Here is a 17511-nt window from a genome sequence, read left to right as displayed (position 1 = left end):
GTAAAATGGAAATAAAGAACAATGACAATACAAGAATTTCGTGATTACATGGCATCGGGCAAACCCGTCGTTGGCGGTGGTGATGTCCACATGATGTTCCATCAGCTGTCGCAGGAGGCTCTGCAGAAAACGGCAGAAATTAACGGGAAGTACCATACTCCAGAGCAGTTGCACGATTTGCTGGAACAACTTTGGGGGCGTGAAGTACCCAAGACGGTAGGCATGTTTCCTCCGTTCCATACCGATTGCGGAAAGAACACCATCGTTGGTGAACGGGTCTTCATCAACATGGGTTGTAAGTTCCAAGACCAAGGTGGCATCACCATCGACGAGGGCGCACTCATCGGACACAATGTCGTGCTGGCAACCATCAATCACGACCTTGACCCGGCCAAGCGCCAGAGTATGAGCTATGCACCAATTCACATCGGCAAAAACGTATGGATTGGAGCCAATGCCACCGTTCTTGCAGGAGTAACCATCGGCGATGGAGCCGTAGTGGCTGCTGGTGCCGTGGTGACAAAGGATGTTGAACCGAATACCATTGTTGGTGGCGTTCCAGCCAAGGTGATAAAAAAGATAGAGATAAAAGACAGATAAATCGGAATTTATGGAAAAGATAACATTCAGTCGTACAGATATTAGTGAAGATGTGCTATTACAGTTAACCAAAACATCTGAGCTTATCAAGCGATTAAACAGTCTATCTTTGGTCAATCAAATCCAGAAGCAAGAAATTGTCAAGGAATTGTTCGGATCTTCTGGTAGTAATCCTTTCGTTGGTGATAATTTCCATTGCGACTTTGGTAAGAATATCCATGTTGGCGACAATTTCCATGCTGATTATAATTGTACGATGCTCGACGTTGCAGAAATACACATCGGCAATAACTGTCTGATTGGGCCTGATGTGGGAATTTATACAGCTGGTCATCGTCTCCAACCCGAAGGTAGAACGCTTGATGGCTATGGAATTCCAATTACTATTGGCAATGATGTTTGGGTTGGTGGCCATTCCGTGATACTGCCTGGTGTCGTAATAGGTGATGGTGCAGTCATTGCAGCAGGTTCTGTGGTAACCAGTAATGTCGCTCCACGGACCTTAGTGGCTGGTAATCCCGCAAAATTCAAAAAAGAAATCATATAAATTCCAATTTAACGAACTGACACAAATATGGATTTCAATAATAAAATAGTAATCGTCACAGGTGGTGCACAAGGCATCGGAAGATGTATAGCAGAAGAATTCGAGAAACTTGGAGCAACTGTTTGCGTAATCGATAAACAGCAGGGTGACCACTTTGTTGGCGACCTTGCTGACAAACAGGTGCTGGAGCAGTTTGCCAAGGATGTCATTGAGAAGCATGGGCATGTGGATTATCTCATCAACAATGCCCTGCCACTGATGAAGGGCATAAACGAGTGTAGTTATGAGGAGTTCCAGTATGCCCTGAGTGTTGGTGTTACAGCACCTTTCTATCTTGCCAAACTCTTTGCTTCACATTTCGCAAAGGGAGCGGCCGTCGTCAATATATCTTCCTCACGTGATCGTATGAGTCAGCCACAGACGGAAAGTTATACTGCAGCAAAAGGTGGCATAGCGGCTTTGACTCACGCCTTGGCAGTCAGTCTTGCTGGAAAGGTTCGTGTAAACAGCATCTCTCCAGGGTGGATTGACACGGCCTACACCGTCTATGAAGGTTCCGATGCCATTCAACAACCGGCAGGACGTGTTGGAAATCCATTGGATATAGCTAATATGGTGCTCTTTCTCTGCTCTGACAAGGCAGGATTCATCACGGGCGAGAACATATGTATCGATGGTGGCATGACCAGACAGATGATATATCATGGTGATAATGGTTGGACATTAAATTGAAATATGAAATGTAAAATGTGAGATATGAATCCTGTTGCCATCAGACTTCTCAACCAGCAGCTCATCGCTCCACAGTTCAGTACACCTACTGAGGTGGTCAGCTACATGGGTGCCATGCAGGCACAGGAATATCGTATGATGCGCTGGGCTGTGGCAATGCGCACGCGCAAACCTTCATTCAAGGCTTTCAAGAAAGCTTTTGATGAGGGACTGATTATCCGTCTGCACCTGATGAGAGGCACTTGGCAGTTGGTATCTGCTGAAGATTACTGGTCTATGATAGACCTATTTGCTCCAAAAGCAATTGCCGTCACGAAGGGATGGATGAGCAGCAATAGAATAACCATACCCGATGAAGAACTGATGCGTGTCAGAGATATTCTCGTTCGGACAGCAGCAGGCAAAAGGAGTGTGACAAAAGATGATTTCGTTCTGGCGTTGGCAGAAAAAGGTTTGAAGATGGGCGACCATCGCCTGTCTTATCATATCCGCATGGCAGAAATGGCAGGCATCCTTTGTAGTGGAGATTTGTTACCGCTCAAAGCTACCTACGCGCTAACATCAGATAAGATAAAGTCATCCGCAAAGATGGACAGAGACGAGGCGTTGGCTTACTTTACTCATAAGTACTTTCAGAGTCGCCAACCAGCTACACTGAAGGATTTTGTATGGTGGTCAGGACTTAACATCAGCGACTGTAGAAAAGGCATTGCACTCCTTGGCAACGGCATTCACATGGAGAAGTGGAAAGGCAGGGAGTTCTATCTGACCGAAGAATGCCGCATAAGGGGATTTCGTAAAGGCAAGTTCCTCCTGATTCCTCCATACGATGAATACCTCATCAGCTATAAGAGTCGTGACATCGTGCTTCCTCCAGAACACAGGCATCGTGCCCATAACAATAGCGGCATTTTCCAGCCTATAATAGCTTATGATGGAAAGATATGCGGTAATTGGTCACCTTTTAAAGAGGACTTTCAAGCATCCTTCTTTGAAGAAAACTTTGAACCTGTAGATGTAAGTGAAGCTTGGCAATCATACAGTAGTTATCGGAATAAATAAAAAATGCAGTATGAACATAGAAGACTATCGCGAGTATTGCCTGTCATTAGGCGAAGACATTGAAGAAAAACTTCCTTTCCAGAAGTTCAAGAACGGAGAGGGGGTATTGGTGTTCTACGTGATGGGACATATGTTCTCATTCTTCGATTGCAATGACTTCTCTGTCATATCACTGAAATGCCAGCCTGAGCGCATCGAGGACCTGAAGGCACAGTATGAGTGTATTGGCAATCCGTACAACGAATCGCCCAAGCACTGGATAGGTATCAACCCAAATTCTGCGCCAGATGACTTGCTAAAGGAGCTGACACGAAACTCTTTTGAGATTGTAAAGGCCAAGTATGCGAGTAAGCGAGAGCAAGAAAGGTCTAAAGTCAAAAGTCAAAGGCTTAAAGCTTAAAACTTAAAGGTCAAAGGTGAAACTTGAAACTTTAAAAATTATGAAAGCATTATTTATCAATGGAAGTCCGCGTAAGAACGGCAATACGGCACAGCTGCTGAAGCGTGCCATGGATGGTGCCAGGGAGGCTGGTGCCGAGGTAGAACTGGTGAATCTCTACGACCGCAGCCTGAACTACAAGGGCTGTATGTCGTGTTTCGCTTGTAAGGTCAAGGGCGGCAAAAAGGGTGTCTGCTCTTTCAAGGACGACCTGCAGCCCATACTCCAGAAAGCCGTGGAGGCCGACGTGCTGGCGTGCGGCTCACCCAACTATTGCGGCTACCCCTCAGCAGCACTACGTGCCTTTATGGAGCGAATGGAGTTTCCCGCTGTCAACTACTCCGACTATTCCAAGCCCGTCGTACTGAAGCGCATCTGTTCGGCTACCATCTATACGATGAACTGCCCTAATGAAGAAGTATATCGTCAGATGAACTATCATATCCTGATGGACGCCTCTGCCCAGCAACTCGGTGTGTTCGGCCCTACAGAAGTACTATGCTCCTACGACACATATCAGTTCCCGAACTACGACCGCTACGATGCCGCCACTTTCAGCGAGGTTCACAAGGCAGAGGTACGCGACACGCAATTCCCCATCGACCTCGAAAAAGCCTTCGAACTGGGCAAGCGACTGGTGGCAAAGGCCAAGGAATAACATACTAAAACAAAGAAGAAATAATCATGTACAGTTTGAATTATAAAGTAACGACAAGCACCTGCGACAGCGAAGGAAAACTGAAACTCTACTCCGCTCTCCAGATGATGCAGGACTGCTCAGAGATGTGGATTGACAGCGAACCTGAAGTCAAGGACTACTTCTTGCAGCAGAATATGGCTCAGCTACTGGCAACACGCCAGGTAGAGATTATCCGTGTGCCTGACTACAAAGAGGAACTGACAGTAACAACCTCAGTCTATGGCATGAAGCCCATGTTCGGATTCCGCAACACGTTCATCTACGACGCACAGGGAAATCCCTGCTACAAGACATGGAGCATGGGAGCATTCGTTGACAAGGTGGCGGGCAAACTGAAACGTGTGAACGAAGCGACCATACAATCAATGAAGCTGGAGCCACAGCTGGAGATGAACTACAAAGACCGCCGCATCATCCTGCCTAAGACGGAGGGTGAAGTGCTGGAGCCAATAAAGGTGCTTCGTGCCGACATCGACTACAACAAGCATCTGAATAATGCCAACTATGTCCGCATGGCAATGGAACTGTTGCCGGAGGATTTCGTGGTTCGAGGTCTTCGTGTGGAATATCGCGTAGCTGCCAAACTTGGTGATAGTCTGACTCCTATTATTTACAAAACAACTGACGGTATCATCATTTCCCTGTCTATAGGGAGTGAGGTGAGTGCCATCATTGAGTTCAATAAATGACACAGTAATTCGATTATGAAGATAATAAACATCATGCTTATGGCAGCGGTAGCAACAGCAACTCTGACGGGTTGCGGTAGTAGAGAAAATAAGGTGGAGACAACCGACTTTGTGGACGACGTAAAGGTGGCACTTGCCGATAGCGGGCGCATAGACTTGAATGCTTTGCAATGGACGAGGGAGCCTAAAGCCTTTGAGGTCAAAGGTGATACCATAGCCATCACTACCGCTCCGCACACCGACCTATGGCAGCGCACGTACTATCACTTCCAGAACGACAATGCGCCCGTGCTACAGATGAAGACAAAGGAAAAATTCTTCAGTTTCGTGGTGAAGACCGACTTCACGCAGAGCCATCAGCGCTTCGACCAATGCGGCATCGTGATGTATCTGGATAGCGAGAACTGGCTGAAAGGTTCTGTGGAATATGAGAACGACGAGTTCCAGCACTTAGGCAGCGTAGCCACCAACAAGGGCTATTCTGATTGGGCTACGACGGCTATCCCTGCCGATGTCAAGACCATGTGGTACCGTTTCTCGCGCCGAGAGGATGACTACTGCATCGAATGTTCTACCGATGGCGAGAATTTCAGTCAGATGCGCATCTGTCACATGTATGCTGCTGCCGACGAAATCAGTTTCGGCATATATGCCTGTTCGCCAGAGGAATCATCATTCACCGCCCTTTTTTCAGACATGAAGATTACCGAGTGTGTTTGGAAGGCTCACGACGGTCAGCAGCCGGATGAATAGAATCAAAAAACGTTTATAACCTATAATAAAGAATACAACAAATAGTTAATTTAATGAATATGACATACACCTTCGGTACGCCCGAGGGCAGCGTAGGCCCCGATGGCTATGCGCTCGACAATTGGGCGAAAAATAGTTACTCCCTTTTCGGCTGCAGGCTCTGGCGGTAGTCGCTGGGCGACTGGCCGAGGTGCTTGGAGCAGTAGCGGCTGAAATGGGAGAGCGATGAGAAATCCATCAGTTCGGCTATCTGGGTGAGCGACAGACGCTCGTCGCCCAGATAGTTTTTCAGTATGGGTACGGTGTGGCGGTGGATGTACGAGCTGACGCTGTGGCCCGTCACGCGCTTCACGGTATCGGAGAGGTACTTGGGCGAGACGTTCAGGCGCTCGGCGTAATAAGTGACCTCACGCTCCGTCCGGCTAATGCCTGTGGAGAGCAGTTGCATCAGCTGCTTCACGATATAGGCCGTGCGGTCGGTATGCGTATCGGTGGCGTCGCGCTGGGCGTGCGGCTCGAAGATGTCGTACATCATCGTCAGGCAGAGGCTCCCCATCAGTTCGCGGTAGAACAGCAGGTGGCTGTCGTCCATGCGGTCGCGCAGGCGGTGGAAGTCTGCCAGCAAGATGGCAGCCTGCTCATCCGTTAGCGAGATGACTGGATCGTGGTTCAGTGAGATACTGCCTCCGATGCTGTAGTTGTTCGACGGCAACAGGTTCTGCAGGAACTTGTAGTCGGCGGCGAACCACTCCACCTGCAAGTCAGTATGTCCCGCAAGGTTTCTTACTCTATCGGGCATCGGTATCACAACCAAGTCGTTTTTGATAATGTGGTAGCAATGCTCGTTGAACACAAAACTTGCCTCACCTGCCAAGCAAAGCAAGTGCATGCAGGTGTGGCTCAACTCAAGGGCATTCATCCCGTAGAAGTCTGTAGAATATTGAAAATCAGTACTCATATCTTGCTTTTTGCTGCAAAAATACACTTTATTTTATAAGTAAACGAACGATTTGTGCAAAAAGTGAAAATTGTGAAGTAATTTGTGAAACAAAAGTATCAGGAAATCGTCGTAACTTTGCACCCAAATTCAACAGTATATTTAAAATGAATATCAAAAGTATCATCACAGCTGCCATAGCATTGCTGATTTCCACAGCTTGCAGCGGTGGCGCAAAACAGGAGGAAGTTATGAACAAGGATGGTAAAAGTTTGGTAGTATTCTTCTCACATGCGGGAGACAACTACGCAGTAGGAAACATTGAGGTGGGCAACACGAAGATTATGGCAGACTACATCACAGAAGTGACAGGTGCAGAGCAGTTTGAAATCGTTACCCACAAGTACGACGGCATGGCTTATACACCACTCATCAATCTGGCAAAGGAAGAAGTTAAAAACGGTGAGTTGCCAGAATATGAAGGCGACATCGACCTAAATAAATACGACACTGTGTTTATCGGTGGCCCCGTATGGTGGGGCACCTATCCGCAAGTGATGTTCACCTTCTTCAAGAAGCATGCTAACGACCTGAAGGGTAAGACCGTCATTCCTTTTACCACTCATGAAGGTTCTGGATTGGCCAACTGTGTGGAGGATGTGAAGGAAGCATTCCCTGGGGCTAATGTCACAAAGGGCTTTAGCATCTATGGACACGAGGTAAGGACAGAAAAGAAAAAGGTTGAGAAGTGGCTGAATGGTTTAGGATATTAAAAATTGAAGATTATGGAGTACATTACATTATCAAACGGTGTGAAGATGCCGACATTGGGCTACGGTGTGTTTCTCGTAAGTCCTGACGAGTGTGAGCGTTGCGTGAGTGATGCTTTAAGTGTAGGCTATCGCCTGATTGATACGGCACAGGCCTACCAGAATGAGGAGGGCGTTGGCAATGCCTGGCGCAAGAGTGGCATCAAGCGCGAAGACTTGTTCCTCGTTACAAAGGTATGGATTTCTAATGCTGGTGAGGAAAAGGCTGCCAAGAGCATCGATGAGAGTCTGCGCAAGTTGCAGACAGACTATATCGACCTGTTGCTCATCCATCAGGCCTATGGCGACGTGTTCGGCACATGGCGGGCTATGGAGAAGGCTTATCGTGCTGGCAAGGTGCGCGCCATCGGCGTGAGCAACTTCCAGGCAGGCCGTTTCTTCGACTTCGCCCACTATGTAGAGCTGAAGCCTATGGTGAACCAGCTGGAGTGCAACACGCTCTCTCAGCAGACGGGCATCGAACCGATTCTCGACGAGTTTGACACCAAGATGATGGCTTGGTACCCGCTCGGTGGACAGGGCACTGACGGCATTATAAAGAGTGAACTGCTGGCTTCTATCGGTGCCAAGTACAACAAGACAGCCGCCCAGGTCGCCCTCCGTTGGCTCACCCAGCGCGGTATCGTGGCTATTCCCAAGTCGAGCCACAAGGAGCGCATGGCGCAGAACATCGACATCTTTGACTTCTCGCTGAGTGACGATGATATGGCTCAGATTGCCAAGATGAAGCGGCATGACGCTGGTACCAGAGATTTCGGCGACCCACAGTTTGTGAAGTATCTTATTGAGAATTACGGATAATAAAAAAACAACTATGTTAGGAAACTTTTCTTATTACAACCCAACCAAACTGTATTTTGGTGATGAGTCTTTGAACTTCCTCAAGGACGAACTGAAGGGCTACGGCCCAGTGGTGCTGCTCAACTACGGCAGTGGCAGTGTAAAGCGTAACGGCATCTACGACCAGGTGGTGGCTATCCTCAAAGAGGCAGGCAAGACCATCGTTGAGAACCCTGGCGTGATGACCAATCCCACCTTAGAGAAACTGCATGAGGGTGTCAAGATTGCCCGCGAGAACGAGGTGGACTTGATCCTTGCCCTTGGCGGCGGCAGCGTTTGCGACTACTCGAAGGCCGTGGCTGCATCTGTCAATTATGAAGGCGACTACTGGGACAAGTTTTGGCTGAAGCAGGAAAATCCCGCTAAGGACCAGAGACTGCTGCCTGTGGGCTGTATCCTGACGATGGCTGGCACAGGCTCTGAGATGAACGCCGGCACTGTGATTACAGATACAGAGCATACTTTCAAGGTGGGGCATGTGTTCGACAGTCGTCTGATGCCTAAGTTCTCTATCCTCAATCCGAAGTTCACGATGACCGTACCCGAGAACCAGATGAAGGCGGGTATCTACGACATCATGAACCACATCATGGAGCAGTACTTCTCGGACTTCGATGACAACACCAGCGACTACCTCTCTGAAGGACTGATGCGTTCTGTCATCCACAGCAGCCGCATCGCTGTAAAGAATCCTCAGGACTACGAGGCACGCTCGAACATCATGTGGACAGCCACATGGGCACTGAACACCCTTATCGGGCTGGGCAAGCAGCAGGACTGGATGGTTCACATGATTGGTCACAGCGTGGGTGCTTGGACACATGCCCCACACGGCTATGCGCTGGCATCTGTCTCAATGGCCTACTATCGCCGCGCCATGCAGAACGGTCTTTCTAAGTTTGTGCGCTTCGCCAAGAACGTGTGGAATATCCAGAGCAACGGAATGACCGACGAACAGATAGCCGAAGCTGGTCTGCAGGCCCTGAAAGCCTGGATGCAAGAGATAGGTCTGCCCTTGACCATCACTCAACTGGGTGCCACTGAAGATATGATTCCCGGCATCACCGAGGGCACCATCTGCTATCCCGCCGGTTATCTGAATCTGACGAAGTCAGACGTGACAGAGATTCTTAAGGAGAGCATGTAATATGAAACGAATCGTCTATTTATTTGTAGCATTATTGATGATGGCAACAGCAGATGCACAGACGTTGACAGAGCGTCAAAAGGGATTGGCAGCATGTGCCTGCCTCATGGCACAGGGTGATATGAATCGTTTGGAGCCTACCGTGCGTATGGCTCTCAACAAGGGCGTAACCATCAACGAACTGAAGGAGGCCTTCTCGCAACTCTATGCCTATACCGGCTTTCCTCGTTCGCTGAATGCACTTGGCGTGCTGAGTAAGGTTTTGGAAAACAGACAAGCGAACTGGCAGGAAGGCAAGCCTTGGAAACGTCCTGCAGAATGGGACAATGCCAAGAAAGCATACGAACTGGGCATGAAGAACCAGACACAACTCTCAGGAAAGCCCTTTAACTATGAGTTCTGTCCGCAGGACGACTACTATTTGAAGTCCCACCTCTTTGGTGACATCTTCGCTGGCGACCAGCTCTCTGCTGCAGATCGTGAGATAGTAACCGTAGCAGCCCTGAGCGGTCTCGATGGTGTTGCTCCACAACTGGCTGCCCACAAACAGGGCGCCGTGAATATGGGCAACTCAAAGCAACAGGTCGATGAGCTCTGCACTTGGCTCTGCAACGAAGGTTACACCCTGAACACCAAGTGGCCCAAGGGCGAGCCTAATCCTTACGGAAAGTATTTCATTGGTCAGAGCTATCTGGCAGATGTCGGTGGTGGTGTGATGAACGTCACCTTCGAGCCTTGCTGCCGCAATAACTGGCATATTCACCACAAGCAGGTACAAGTGCTCATCTGCGTTGCTGGGCGCGGCTGGTATCAGGAATGGGGCAAAGAGCCGCAAGAGATGACTTCCGGCACCGTCATCGCCATCCCTGCCGAGGTGAAGCACTGGCACGGCGCACAGAAAAACTCGTGGTTCCAGCATCTCACGTATCATAAGGATGTGCAGGATGGAGCATCGAACGAGTGGTTAGAGCCAGTAATAGACGAAATTTACAGTAAACTGCAATAAGCCATGATAAAAGGCAGCAAAAAGATGCTAACGATTATATTGTTTGTAATCTTTCTACTGGCACTGACAACGTGTGTCGTTATCAACCTGCCCCAATTCGGTAAACTGCCAAGTGGGGCAAGACTGGAACGCATAAAGAGGTCACCCCAATGGAAAGAGGGAAAGTTTAACAATGAGCTTGAAACCGTCACCATGACCGGAGACAAGAATCTTTTTCAAGCCATGTGGAGTTTTGTTTTTGACAAAGCTCCCGATGTTGAGCCCAAAGATTCCGTGCCTGTCATAAAGACCGACCTACACAAGTTGGAAAAGGATGAAAAACTCATCGTATGGTTTGGGCATTCATCTTATCTGTTTCAGTTAGCAGGTAAGCGGATATTGGTAGATCCTGTATTTTATGCTGCCGCTCCATTCGGCTTTGCTGGCAAAGCATTCAAGGGAAGTGAAGCCTACCATCCTGAGGATATGCCGGATATTGAAATCACGAAAAAAATGAGAAAAAGAGCCTGTTTCGCAGTCACGACGTTTTTATTGTGACGATGTTCAGCGAATATGGGGGCACGGTTAGCATCACGTGGTCATCAGCTGTCGAGAGTTGTTGCTCTACTGGATGAATGGTTGTGGGCTGCTGGAGCGTATTCTCCTCCATACCGTCGTTGGCTGCCAACCTCACTACTCGGGCTTCGCTTGGCGCAAAGTTCTTCAGACTAATACGAGCTGTGGTGGCAGCATCATCGTTGTTCACCACTTTTACAATAATCTCGCCAGTGGCGTCGTTGATGGTGGCCGATGAGTAGATACCCTTGGTGTGGTCGCGCTTGAGCACAGTATCAAACAGCTGCTCATTGTCGAGCCATACCTTCACACTGTCGCCTGCCACCTGCAGGGTAACATCATACCAGCGTCCTGCCTCAATGCGCCCACGCTTACTGTCGGTCAGCAGTTTGCCGCCATTGCTAATCTGCTCGATGGCATGCTGCGAGTTGGTCCATCCGCCAAGGTTCACCCAACAGTAGTTCTTGTCATCCACATAGTTAAAGATGACGATAAAGCCCTCGGCCCCTTCGTCTTTGCGACAGCGGAACTTACAGGTATAGTGATCGCCGTCTATGACATCCTTCTGAATGCAGCGCGTGGCATCCTTATGTCCAGTCTGGTGCAGCATGCCACCCTCTATCTGCCAGTCGCCATACATGCAGTCCACCTCTTTATCACATTGGAAAGTGGCGCGTGTGTTCCATGTACCATACCCCACTCTACTCTGCTTTGGCGTAATCTGTTTCACCACCTTATCTTTATAAGGATTAGTTTGCTGCACTTTCAGCACCTGCGTGCCCAGATGCTGTGGCATGAGCTGTTGCACGTAGTAGCTCGGAGTGCCCATCGCACGACTGCTGCTGAAGCGTATCATATCCGGGCGCCAACGGGCATCATTCTCGTTGACGAAGATAGGGGCATAAGATGCCAGTTCCACCACGTCGGCATTGTTCTCCATACCCATCATATAGATGGCCTCGCCCAGTGCAGCATTCATATTGCCCAGCGTGCCGTAGCCATTGGTCACGGCATATTCACCCACATACACCTTAGGTCCTTGGCGGTCGTAGCTGTCGTATTTGTGGAAAGCATCTGCAAACCAGTCGGGCGAACGGTAATAATGCTCGTCCAACAAATCCACGGGCAGACTGCTGCCCCATTTCGGATTATCATCGCCCCAAGCCACCACATTGCCTATGATTTTCATATCGGGATATTTGGCCTTGATGGCATTGTAGAACTGTTCGTAACGCTCGTAATAGTGATCGCTCTGCTGCCGCGGATCGGGCTGGTTGTTCTCATTACCCACCTCAAGATATTCTATTCCGAAGGGTTCTGGATGACCGTTTTTGGCACGCATGGCTCCATACTTGGAACTGACGGGACCGTTGGCATACTCCAGCGCATTCAAGCACTCGTCTATCCATGGTTGGATACTATCGTAAGGTGTTTGTCCGCCGTGCCATATCCCCACGTTCACCACGTAGAGCGGTTTGGCCCCCAGATCCTCAGCCAACTGCAGATACTCATGATACCCCAGTCCGTCGGTGGTACGGTAGCCCCAGTTCACATTCCAGTGGCCTTCACGCTCTTCGACAGGACCGATGGTGCGCTGCCAGCGGAAGGCATTGTCGGGACTCTCCTGCCCCTCCACGAAACAACCACCAGGGAATCGCATAAACTTAGGATGCAACTGCCACAGCATGTTGGCCAAATCAGGACGCATACCGTTCTCACGATTGCGGAATGTGGGTGGGAAGAGGCTCACCATATCCAGCTGCACCTGTCCTACACCATCGAACACAAGCGCGAACTGCGCCTGGGCATCATTGTCAAGAACGGTCAGCGTGGCCTCGTATTTTGTCCACCCCCGCTTTTTAGCTGAGGCGAATGCAGCCACCTGCTGCTGAGCGTACACCTGTTTTCCGTCGGCCGAGCGCAGTTCTGCCTTCACGGTGCCCCTATAGGCTGGCGCCTTGGCCCAGAACGACAGACGATAGGTGCGTCCCTGCACGGCGTTAATCCCCCAGTAGCCCTCGTTAATCAGACTTACAGGCGCAGCTGGTGATGCCTTGACATCCAACTGCAGGGCATGGTGCTGGGCACTATTGAGCAGAGGCGTTTTCTTCGAGTCTTGAATGAGACGGGCGGCCAACACAGAAGGCTCTGCAGCCACGGTAGCCCACCCCTGCATGTCGGCAGGAGCACCAAAGCGCGGTCCATCCTCAAACGAGCGGTTTCTGATCAGTTCGGCATAGATGCCTCCATCAGCGGCATGGTTGATATCCTCATAAAAGATTCCATAAAGCATGGGGCTCACCTTAGGGCCTCGCTGCTGTGCATCGATATCAATGGTTATCTGTGCCTGTGCGGTGGCAGCCACAGCAGCCCAGCAGGCCATAAAGAGCGATTTTTTACAGTTCATAATAGTTCCAAAATAGTAACGTTTTAAAAAGATAGTAATAATCATATCGGGTGCAAATATACAAAAGTTTTTGAAGATATTTCCTTCCCAAGCAACTTTTTCTGAATTTCACTTGCATTTTTACGCTATAATTCATTACCTTTGCATCCTCAAAGAATTAATGACACAATAATAATGAAGAAATCAAGATTTTACCTCTTAGGCATTTTCGCCACAGCGTCTATCAGCGTTTGCGCTCAGACCACCAAGCGCGTGTTTGTCTATAGCCCAGGTGAGCACGCCGGCTTGCATGTAGCACAATTCACCCCCAACGGTTGGCAGGAGATGGGTCAGCTGTGCTCGTCCGACTATGGCACATGGGGAGCCGAGAAGCGCATGTACCACCCCTCAGTGGCCCGCGCTGCCGATGGCACCTGGCGCCTGGTGTTTCAGGTCAACGACAGTTCACCACTCTTTGCCGCAGCCTATAGCCGCAACTTGGTAACCTGGCGCCCACAAGACTATCCTGTGATGTCAACGCCACAGTGCCTCAAGCCGGTAGTCTTTGCCAATGACAATGGCACCTTCGACATCTATTATCAGACGAAGACCGGCGACAAGCGCTGGGTATCTGCATCGGGCAACTTCCGTCAATTCAGCAAAGACCAGAAGAGCCTGATCGATCAGGCTGCCTGGACGCGCGACACCGCCACCATAGCAGGCAAGTTGCACGAGGGCAACACCTTCGACATCACAGCGCAGGAGCTCAGCACCATCACTAGTCACTTCCAACAGTTGCAGGCCGACGCACGTCTCAGCAGTGAGCGCATGCACGACGATGCCAAGAATTCCCTGCTGCCCCATCAGCCTGTGACAGCCACACTTCACGTGAGCAACAGCGAGAAGACCATCAGCGACAAACTGATAGGTATCTTCTTCGAAGACATCAGCTATGCTGCCGATGGCGGTCTGTATGCCGAACTGATTCAGAACCGCGACTTCGAATACAACGCAAAAGATCGTCGCGAGTGGAACGCCACCACCGCCTGGCACTCAGCCAGTCCTATCGATATTTCCACCCAGCACCCACTCAGCAGCAACAATCCCCACTATGCTGTGATTGCTGCCGACACACTGTGGAACGAGGGGTGGGATGGCATCGCCGTAGAGGCCGGCCATAAGTACAACTTCTCGATGTATGTTCTGGCCGACGGTCAGAAGCAGAACTTCACGATTCAGCTAATAGGCACCGATGGCACCATACTTGCCAGCAGCAAACTCAAAACCCAGGGCACCGATTGGCAACAGTACACCTGCGTGCTCAGCACCAAGAAGAGCTGCACCAAGGCCCGTCTGGCCATCATTCCGCAGAAGTCCGTCCGTGTGGGACTCGATATGATTTCGCTCTTTCCACAAGAAACATTTATGAACCGTCCTAACGGTCTGCGTCGCGACTTAGCTCAGGTCATCGCCGACCTGAAGCCCAAGTTCGTCCGTTTCCCAGGCGGTTGCATGAGCCATGGTCAGGGCCTCGACAATATCTACCATTGGAACCACACCATAGGTCCACTTCAGGACCGCAAACCCGACTTCAATATCTGGGGCTATCATCAGACACGCGGACTGGGATTCTTCGAGTATTTCCAGTTCTGCGAAGACATCGGTGCCGAGCCACTCCCAGTGCTTGCAGCAGGCGTTCCATGCCAGAACTCAGCCGCCAACGCCCAGGGTATAGGCGGTCAGCAGTGCGGCATCCCTATGGATCAGATGCCAGCTTACATCCAGGAGCTGCTCGACCTGATTGAGTGGGCCAATGGCGATCCCGCCACCTCCAAGTGGGCCAAGCTTCGCGCTGATGCCGGTCACCCCGCCCCATTCAACCTTAAATATATAGGTATAGGCAACGAGGACATCATCGGCACCGTGTTCGAAGAGCGCTACGAGATGATCTGCAAGGCCATCCGTCAGAAATATCCCGAGATTAAGATTTGTGGCACCGTAGGACCTTTCCACGCCCCAAGTGCCGATTACGTCGAAGGATGGGACTTCACCAAGCGCCATCCCGAGCTGCAGTATATGGTTGATGAGCACTACTACGAGTCAACCGGTTGGTTCATGCACCATCGCAACTATTACGACGGTTACGATCGCACCATGCCTAAGGTTTATCTTGGCGAATATGCAGCCTCAACCAATGTCAAGCGTCCCAATATCGAGACCGCACTGGCCGAAGCCCTCTATCTCACCGATGTTGAGCGCAATGGCGACGTGGTAGAGATGACCAGCTACGCCCCGATGCTGGCCAAGGATAAGCACCACAACTGGGATCCCGACATGATCTACTTCTCTAACACCGAAGTCCGCCCCACCCCTGCCTACCATGTTCAGCGCATGTTCTCGGTATATGGTGGCGACAAGTACGTGAGCACCGACATCCAGATTGCCCCCGAACTTAAACATCGCGTAGGCGTCAGTCTGGTTCGCCACAGTGCCACCGGCCGTCGCTATCTCAAGTTGGTAAACGCCCTGCCCGTAGAGCTCACCATCAAAGCCAACGGCCTCACTATCCCAGCCGACAGCAAGACCGAGGAGTTCAGCGGTCAGCCCACCGACCAGACGCTTGAGATGAAGCAAGGAGTAGCAGGCCCCAACGCCCTCACGCTACCCCCTTACACTTTCCGTGTGATAGAGTTATAAAAACAAGTTTATATAAAAGTTAGGCAATAATATAGCAGTTGGCACAGATGATTTATAAAATGCAATTTAAAAGATATATTCTGATTCATCTGTCTGTGACATATCAGCTTCCGTACGCTCGGCTCTGCCGCTCCGCTGGTGGCTACCATGAGCATTGAGCCATTGGCTCCGACAGTCTCATAGTCGATGTCAATGCCTACGATGGCATTCTTGCGTCCCGTTGGTAGCGGCGAGCAGAGCTCGAGCGGCACTCAGATTTCAATAGTTTCTCCTTCCCTGTTGATTTCCCAGAAAGTGATGTCCTTTTCGTCAGTAAATTCCTTCATGCGCCATGAAGATTCGAAGCCTGTAGTGAAGTGCATAGGAACGAACAGTCCGACCTTGAACCGCTCGATGAATTGCCGGCCACCAAGGGTATAGCCGTTACCGACACGTCCATCTATGGGAAACATCACCACATCGAAACTGTCGGCAACCTTGCGGATGTCCTTCAGCTCGCCAAGGAATTGCTTCTCGTGAGCTATCGGGTTAAACACCTCCTCCATCTCAAAGCTGTATCGCTGCTGATCAGGATTGTCGTCTGACAGAAACTTGGCATACCAGTTGTTCAGGTCACCCGCATGAAAGATACGTTTGACCTTTGGTCGAGCCTGCTTACGCTCGGCAGACTCCAAGCAAGCTTGGCTCTGCTCTCGCTTATTCGCAGCCTTGTCCTCAGTTTCAACAATCCACGATACGCCGCTGTCTGTGCTGCCTAACGCCCATACGGATATGGTATCGTCAGACCACATACCACCTTTTGCCAACCATACGTCAGCATCCTCCTTGCTGGCTCTCCGATGTTTGTAGATGTCCTTGGAGAGAATGTAGGTGATACCTTCACGCAGCTTCTTCCACTCAAAGATATCCTTCGTAAAGTGGTCTTCGTGGAAGTGGCTGGAGAAGACATACATGGGCTTCTCGCTCCTTAGCACACCATCCATCACACCACTGGGATCCATCCAGTAGTCGAATACTAGGATGGACTGCTCCGTTTCAAGCACAAAGCCGCTATGGAAGATGTAGGTCAGCGTCATGGAATCTCTATTTCTCGCTTATCATATACATGAGTGCAATCTGAGCCAACAGAATCAGAGGTAGGCCATACTTGAACTTTAAATGCATCGTCTTGTGGCGCCATACTTGCATGCCAAGCAAAGCTCCGATAGTGCCTCCGATGACTGCAAGCATCAGCAACGTTGCTTCCGAAATGCGCCAGCTACCTTGCTTGGCCTTCCACTTATCAATGCCATAGACCAGGAAGGTCACGACATTGATGACTATCAGATAATATAACAGAGCATTTGCCATCACTTTTTTTCTTTTGTAAATGCGTAAACTGCAAGTGTTGGAAGAAGAACCAATAGCAGCAATGCAACCTCTAACAATGCGTACGACCCGAAATAGTCAACCAAAGTTTGGAATTTCAGGACTCCATCCACAAGAAAGACCAGAAAGGCAAACCAGCAGAGAAAGAATATTGCCGAATACTTGATTTTTCGTTTCTTCAGTTTCATCATTCGATAGTTTAATACCACTTATATCCGTGTTC

Annotated in this window: 18 protein-coding genes and 1 pseudogene; 14 read left to right on the top strand and 5 right to left on the bottom strand. The window is 49.9% G+C overall.

What is annotated here, in order from left to right:
* Positions 1 to 21 precede the first annotated feature (21 nt).
* The 8 genes and pseudogenes from T499_RS0112255 to T499_RS0112220 all read left to right on the top strand — a co-directional run bounded on the left by T499_RS0112255 (position 22) and on the right by T499_RS0112220 (position 5522).
* Positions 22 to 600: a DapH/DapD/GlmU-related protein gene (locus T499_RS0112255; RefSeq protein ID WP_033151217.1), complete on the top strand. Its 579-nt coding sequence runs from the start codon at positions 22 to 24 to the stop codon at positions 598 to 600.
* A gap of 379 nt (positions 601 to 979) precedes the next feature.
* Positions 980 to 1129: pseudogene (locus T499_RS15165) on the top strand (DapH/DapD/GlmU-related protein); the annotation flags it as partial.
* A gap of 45 nt (positions 1130 to 1174) precedes the next feature.
* Positions 1175 to 1879: an SDR family oxidoreductase gene (locus tag T499_RS0112245; protein WP_033151215.1), complete on the top strand. Its 705-nt coding sequence runs from the start codon at positions 1175 to 1177 to the stop codon at positions 1877 to 1879.
* 24 nt (positions 1880 to 1903) lie between these two features.
* Entirely contained in the window at positions 1904 to 2941 is a 1038-nt protein-coding gene (locus T499_RS0112240) for a winged helix DNA-binding domain-containing protein (protein ID WP_033151214.1), read from the top strand.
* 10 nt (positions 2942 to 2951) lie between these two features.
* A complete protein-coding gene (locus T499_RS0112235) occupies positions 2952 to 3341 on the top strand; it encodes an MmcQ/YjbR family DNA-binding protein (RefSeq protein WP_084163155.1) in 390 nt (129 codons plus the stop codon).
* A 40-nt stretch (positions 3342 to 3381) separates the two neighbouring features.
* Positions 3382 to 4038 carry a flavodoxin family protein gene (locus T499_RS0112230; protein ID WP_033147777.1) on the top strand — a complete coding sequence of 219 codons (657 nt, stop codon included), beginning with the start codon at positions 3382 to 3384 and terminating at the stop codon, positions 4036 to 4038.
* A 26-nt stretch (positions 4039 to 4064) separates the two neighbouring features.
* Positions 4065 to 4769, top strand: a complete 705-nt coding sequence (locus T499_RS0112225; RefSeq protein ID WP_084163153.1) for an acyl-[acyl-carrier-protein] thioesterase — start codon at positions 4065 to 4067, stop codon at positions 4767 to 4769.
* A gap of 39 nt (positions 4770 to 4808) precedes the next feature.
* The gene (locus T499_RS0112220) at positions 4809 to 5522 is read left to right on the top strand and encodes a DUF1349 domain-containing protein (protein WP_084163183.1); all 714 of its coding nucleotides are present in this window, start codon (positions 4809 to 4811) and stop codon (positions 5520 to 5522) included.
* Positions 5523 to 5658: 136 nt separating this feature from the next.
* Here T499_RS0112220 and T499_RS0112215 read toward each other — a convergent pair whose 3' ends face one another.
* Positions 5659 to 6480 carry an AraC family transcriptional regulator gene (locus T499_RS0112215; RefSeq protein WP_033151213.1) on the bottom strand — a complete coding sequence of 274 codons (822 nt, stop codon included), beginning with the start codon at positions 6478 to 6480 and terminating at the stop codon, positions 5659 to 5661.
* 146 nt (positions 6481 to 6626) lie between these two features.
* On the opposite strand from T499_RS0112215, the gene T499_RS0112210 reads away from it, so the two are divergent.
* Genes T499_RS0112210 through T499_RS0112190 form a run of 5 tightly spaced genes read left to right on the top strand, consistent with a single transcriptional unit; the run spans position 6627 to position 10819 of the window.
* Entirely contained in the window at positions 6627 to 7232 is a 606-nt protein-coding gene (locus tag T499_RS0112210) for a flavodoxin (RefSeq protein ID WP_033151212.1), read from the top strand.
* A 12-nt stretch (positions 7233 to 7244) separates the two neighbouring features.
* Positions 7245 to 8090 (top strand): aldo/keto reductase, encoded by an 846-nt coding sequence (locus tag T499_RS0112205; RefSeq protein WP_033151211.1) that lies wholly within the window; start codon positions 7245 to 7247, stop codon positions 8088 to 8090.
* A gap of 13 nt (positions 8091 to 8103) precedes the next feature.
* The gene (locus T499_RS0112200) at positions 8104 to 9276 is read left to right on the top strand and encodes an iron-containing alcohol dehydrogenase (protein WP_033151210.1); all 1173 of its coding nucleotides are present in this window, start codon (positions 8104 to 8106) and stop codon (positions 9274 to 9276) included.
* Position 9277: 1 nt separating this feature from the next.
* The gene (locus T499_RS14510; protein WP_084163151.1) at positions 9278 to 10282 is read left to right on the top strand and encodes a carboxymuconolactone decarboxylase family protein; all 1005 of its coding nucleotides are present in this window, start codon (positions 9278 to 9280) and stop codon (positions 10280 to 10282) included.
* Positions 10283 to 10285: 3 nt separating this feature from the next.
* Positions 10286 to 10819, top strand: a complete 534-nt coding sequence (locus T499_RS0112190) for an MBL fold metallo-hydrolase (RefSeq protein ID WP_052173717.1) — start codon at positions 10286 to 10288, stop codon at positions 10817 to 10819.
* Here T499_RS0112190 and T499_RS0112185 read toward each other — a convergent pair.
* Complete coding sequence (locus T499_RS0112185) at positions 10800 to 13244, bottom strand: alpha-L-arabinofuranosidase C-terminal domain-containing protein (protein WP_033151284.1); 2445 nt, start codon at positions 13242 to 13244, stop codon at positions 10800 to 10802. The genes T499_RS0112190 and T499_RS0112185 overlap by 20 nt on opposite strands.
* A gap of 174 nt (positions 13245 to 13418) precedes the next feature.
* On the opposite strand from T499_RS0112185, the gene T499_RS0112180 reads away from it, so the two are divergent.
* Positions 13419 to 15920 (top strand): alpha-L-arabinofuranosidase C-terminal domain-containing protein, encoded by a 2502-nt coding sequence (locus T499_RS0112180; RefSeq protein ID WP_033151209.1) that lies wholly within the window; start codon positions 13419 to 13421, stop codon positions 15918 to 15920.
* Between the two features lie 251 nt (positions 15921 to 16171).
* On the opposite strand, the gene T499_RS0112175 is transcribed toward T499_RS0112180, so the two are convergent.
* The 3 genes from T499_RS0112175 to T499_RS0112165 are packed head-to-tail and all read right to left on the bottom strand — an operon-like array spanning position 16172 to position 17476.
* Positions 16172 to 16996: an MBL fold metallo-hydrolase gene (locus tag T499_RS0112175; protein WP_033151208.1), complete on the bottom strand. Its 825-nt coding sequence runs from the start codon at positions 16994 to 16996 to the stop codon at positions 16172 to 16174.
* 7 nt (positions 16997 to 17003) lie between these two features.
* Complete coding sequence (locus tag T499_RS0112170) at positions 17004 to 17270, bottom strand: DUF1294 domain-containing protein (protein ID WP_033151207.1); 267 nt, start codon at positions 17268 to 17270, stop codon at positions 17004 to 17006.
* The gene (locus tag T499_RS0112165; protein ID WP_157054610.1) at positions 17270 to 17476 is read right to left on the bottom strand and encodes a hypothetical protein; all 207 of its coding nucleotides are present in this window, start codon (positions 17474 to 17476) and stop codon (positions 17270 to 17272) included. The genes T499_RS0112170 and T499_RS0112165 overlap by 1 nt, the downstream gene beginning before the upstream one ends.
* Between the last annotated feature and the right edge of the window lie 35 nt (positions 17477 to 17511).

Source organism: Prevotella sp. RM4 (assembly GCF_000701965.1).
In the GTDB taxonomy this organism is placed as follows: Bacteria; Bacteroidota; Bacteroidia; order Bacteroidales; family Bacteroidaceae; genus Prevotella; species Prevotella ruminicola.
Note: the sequence above shows the minus strand (reverse complement) of the source record. Positions and strands in the feature narration are given on the sequence as shown.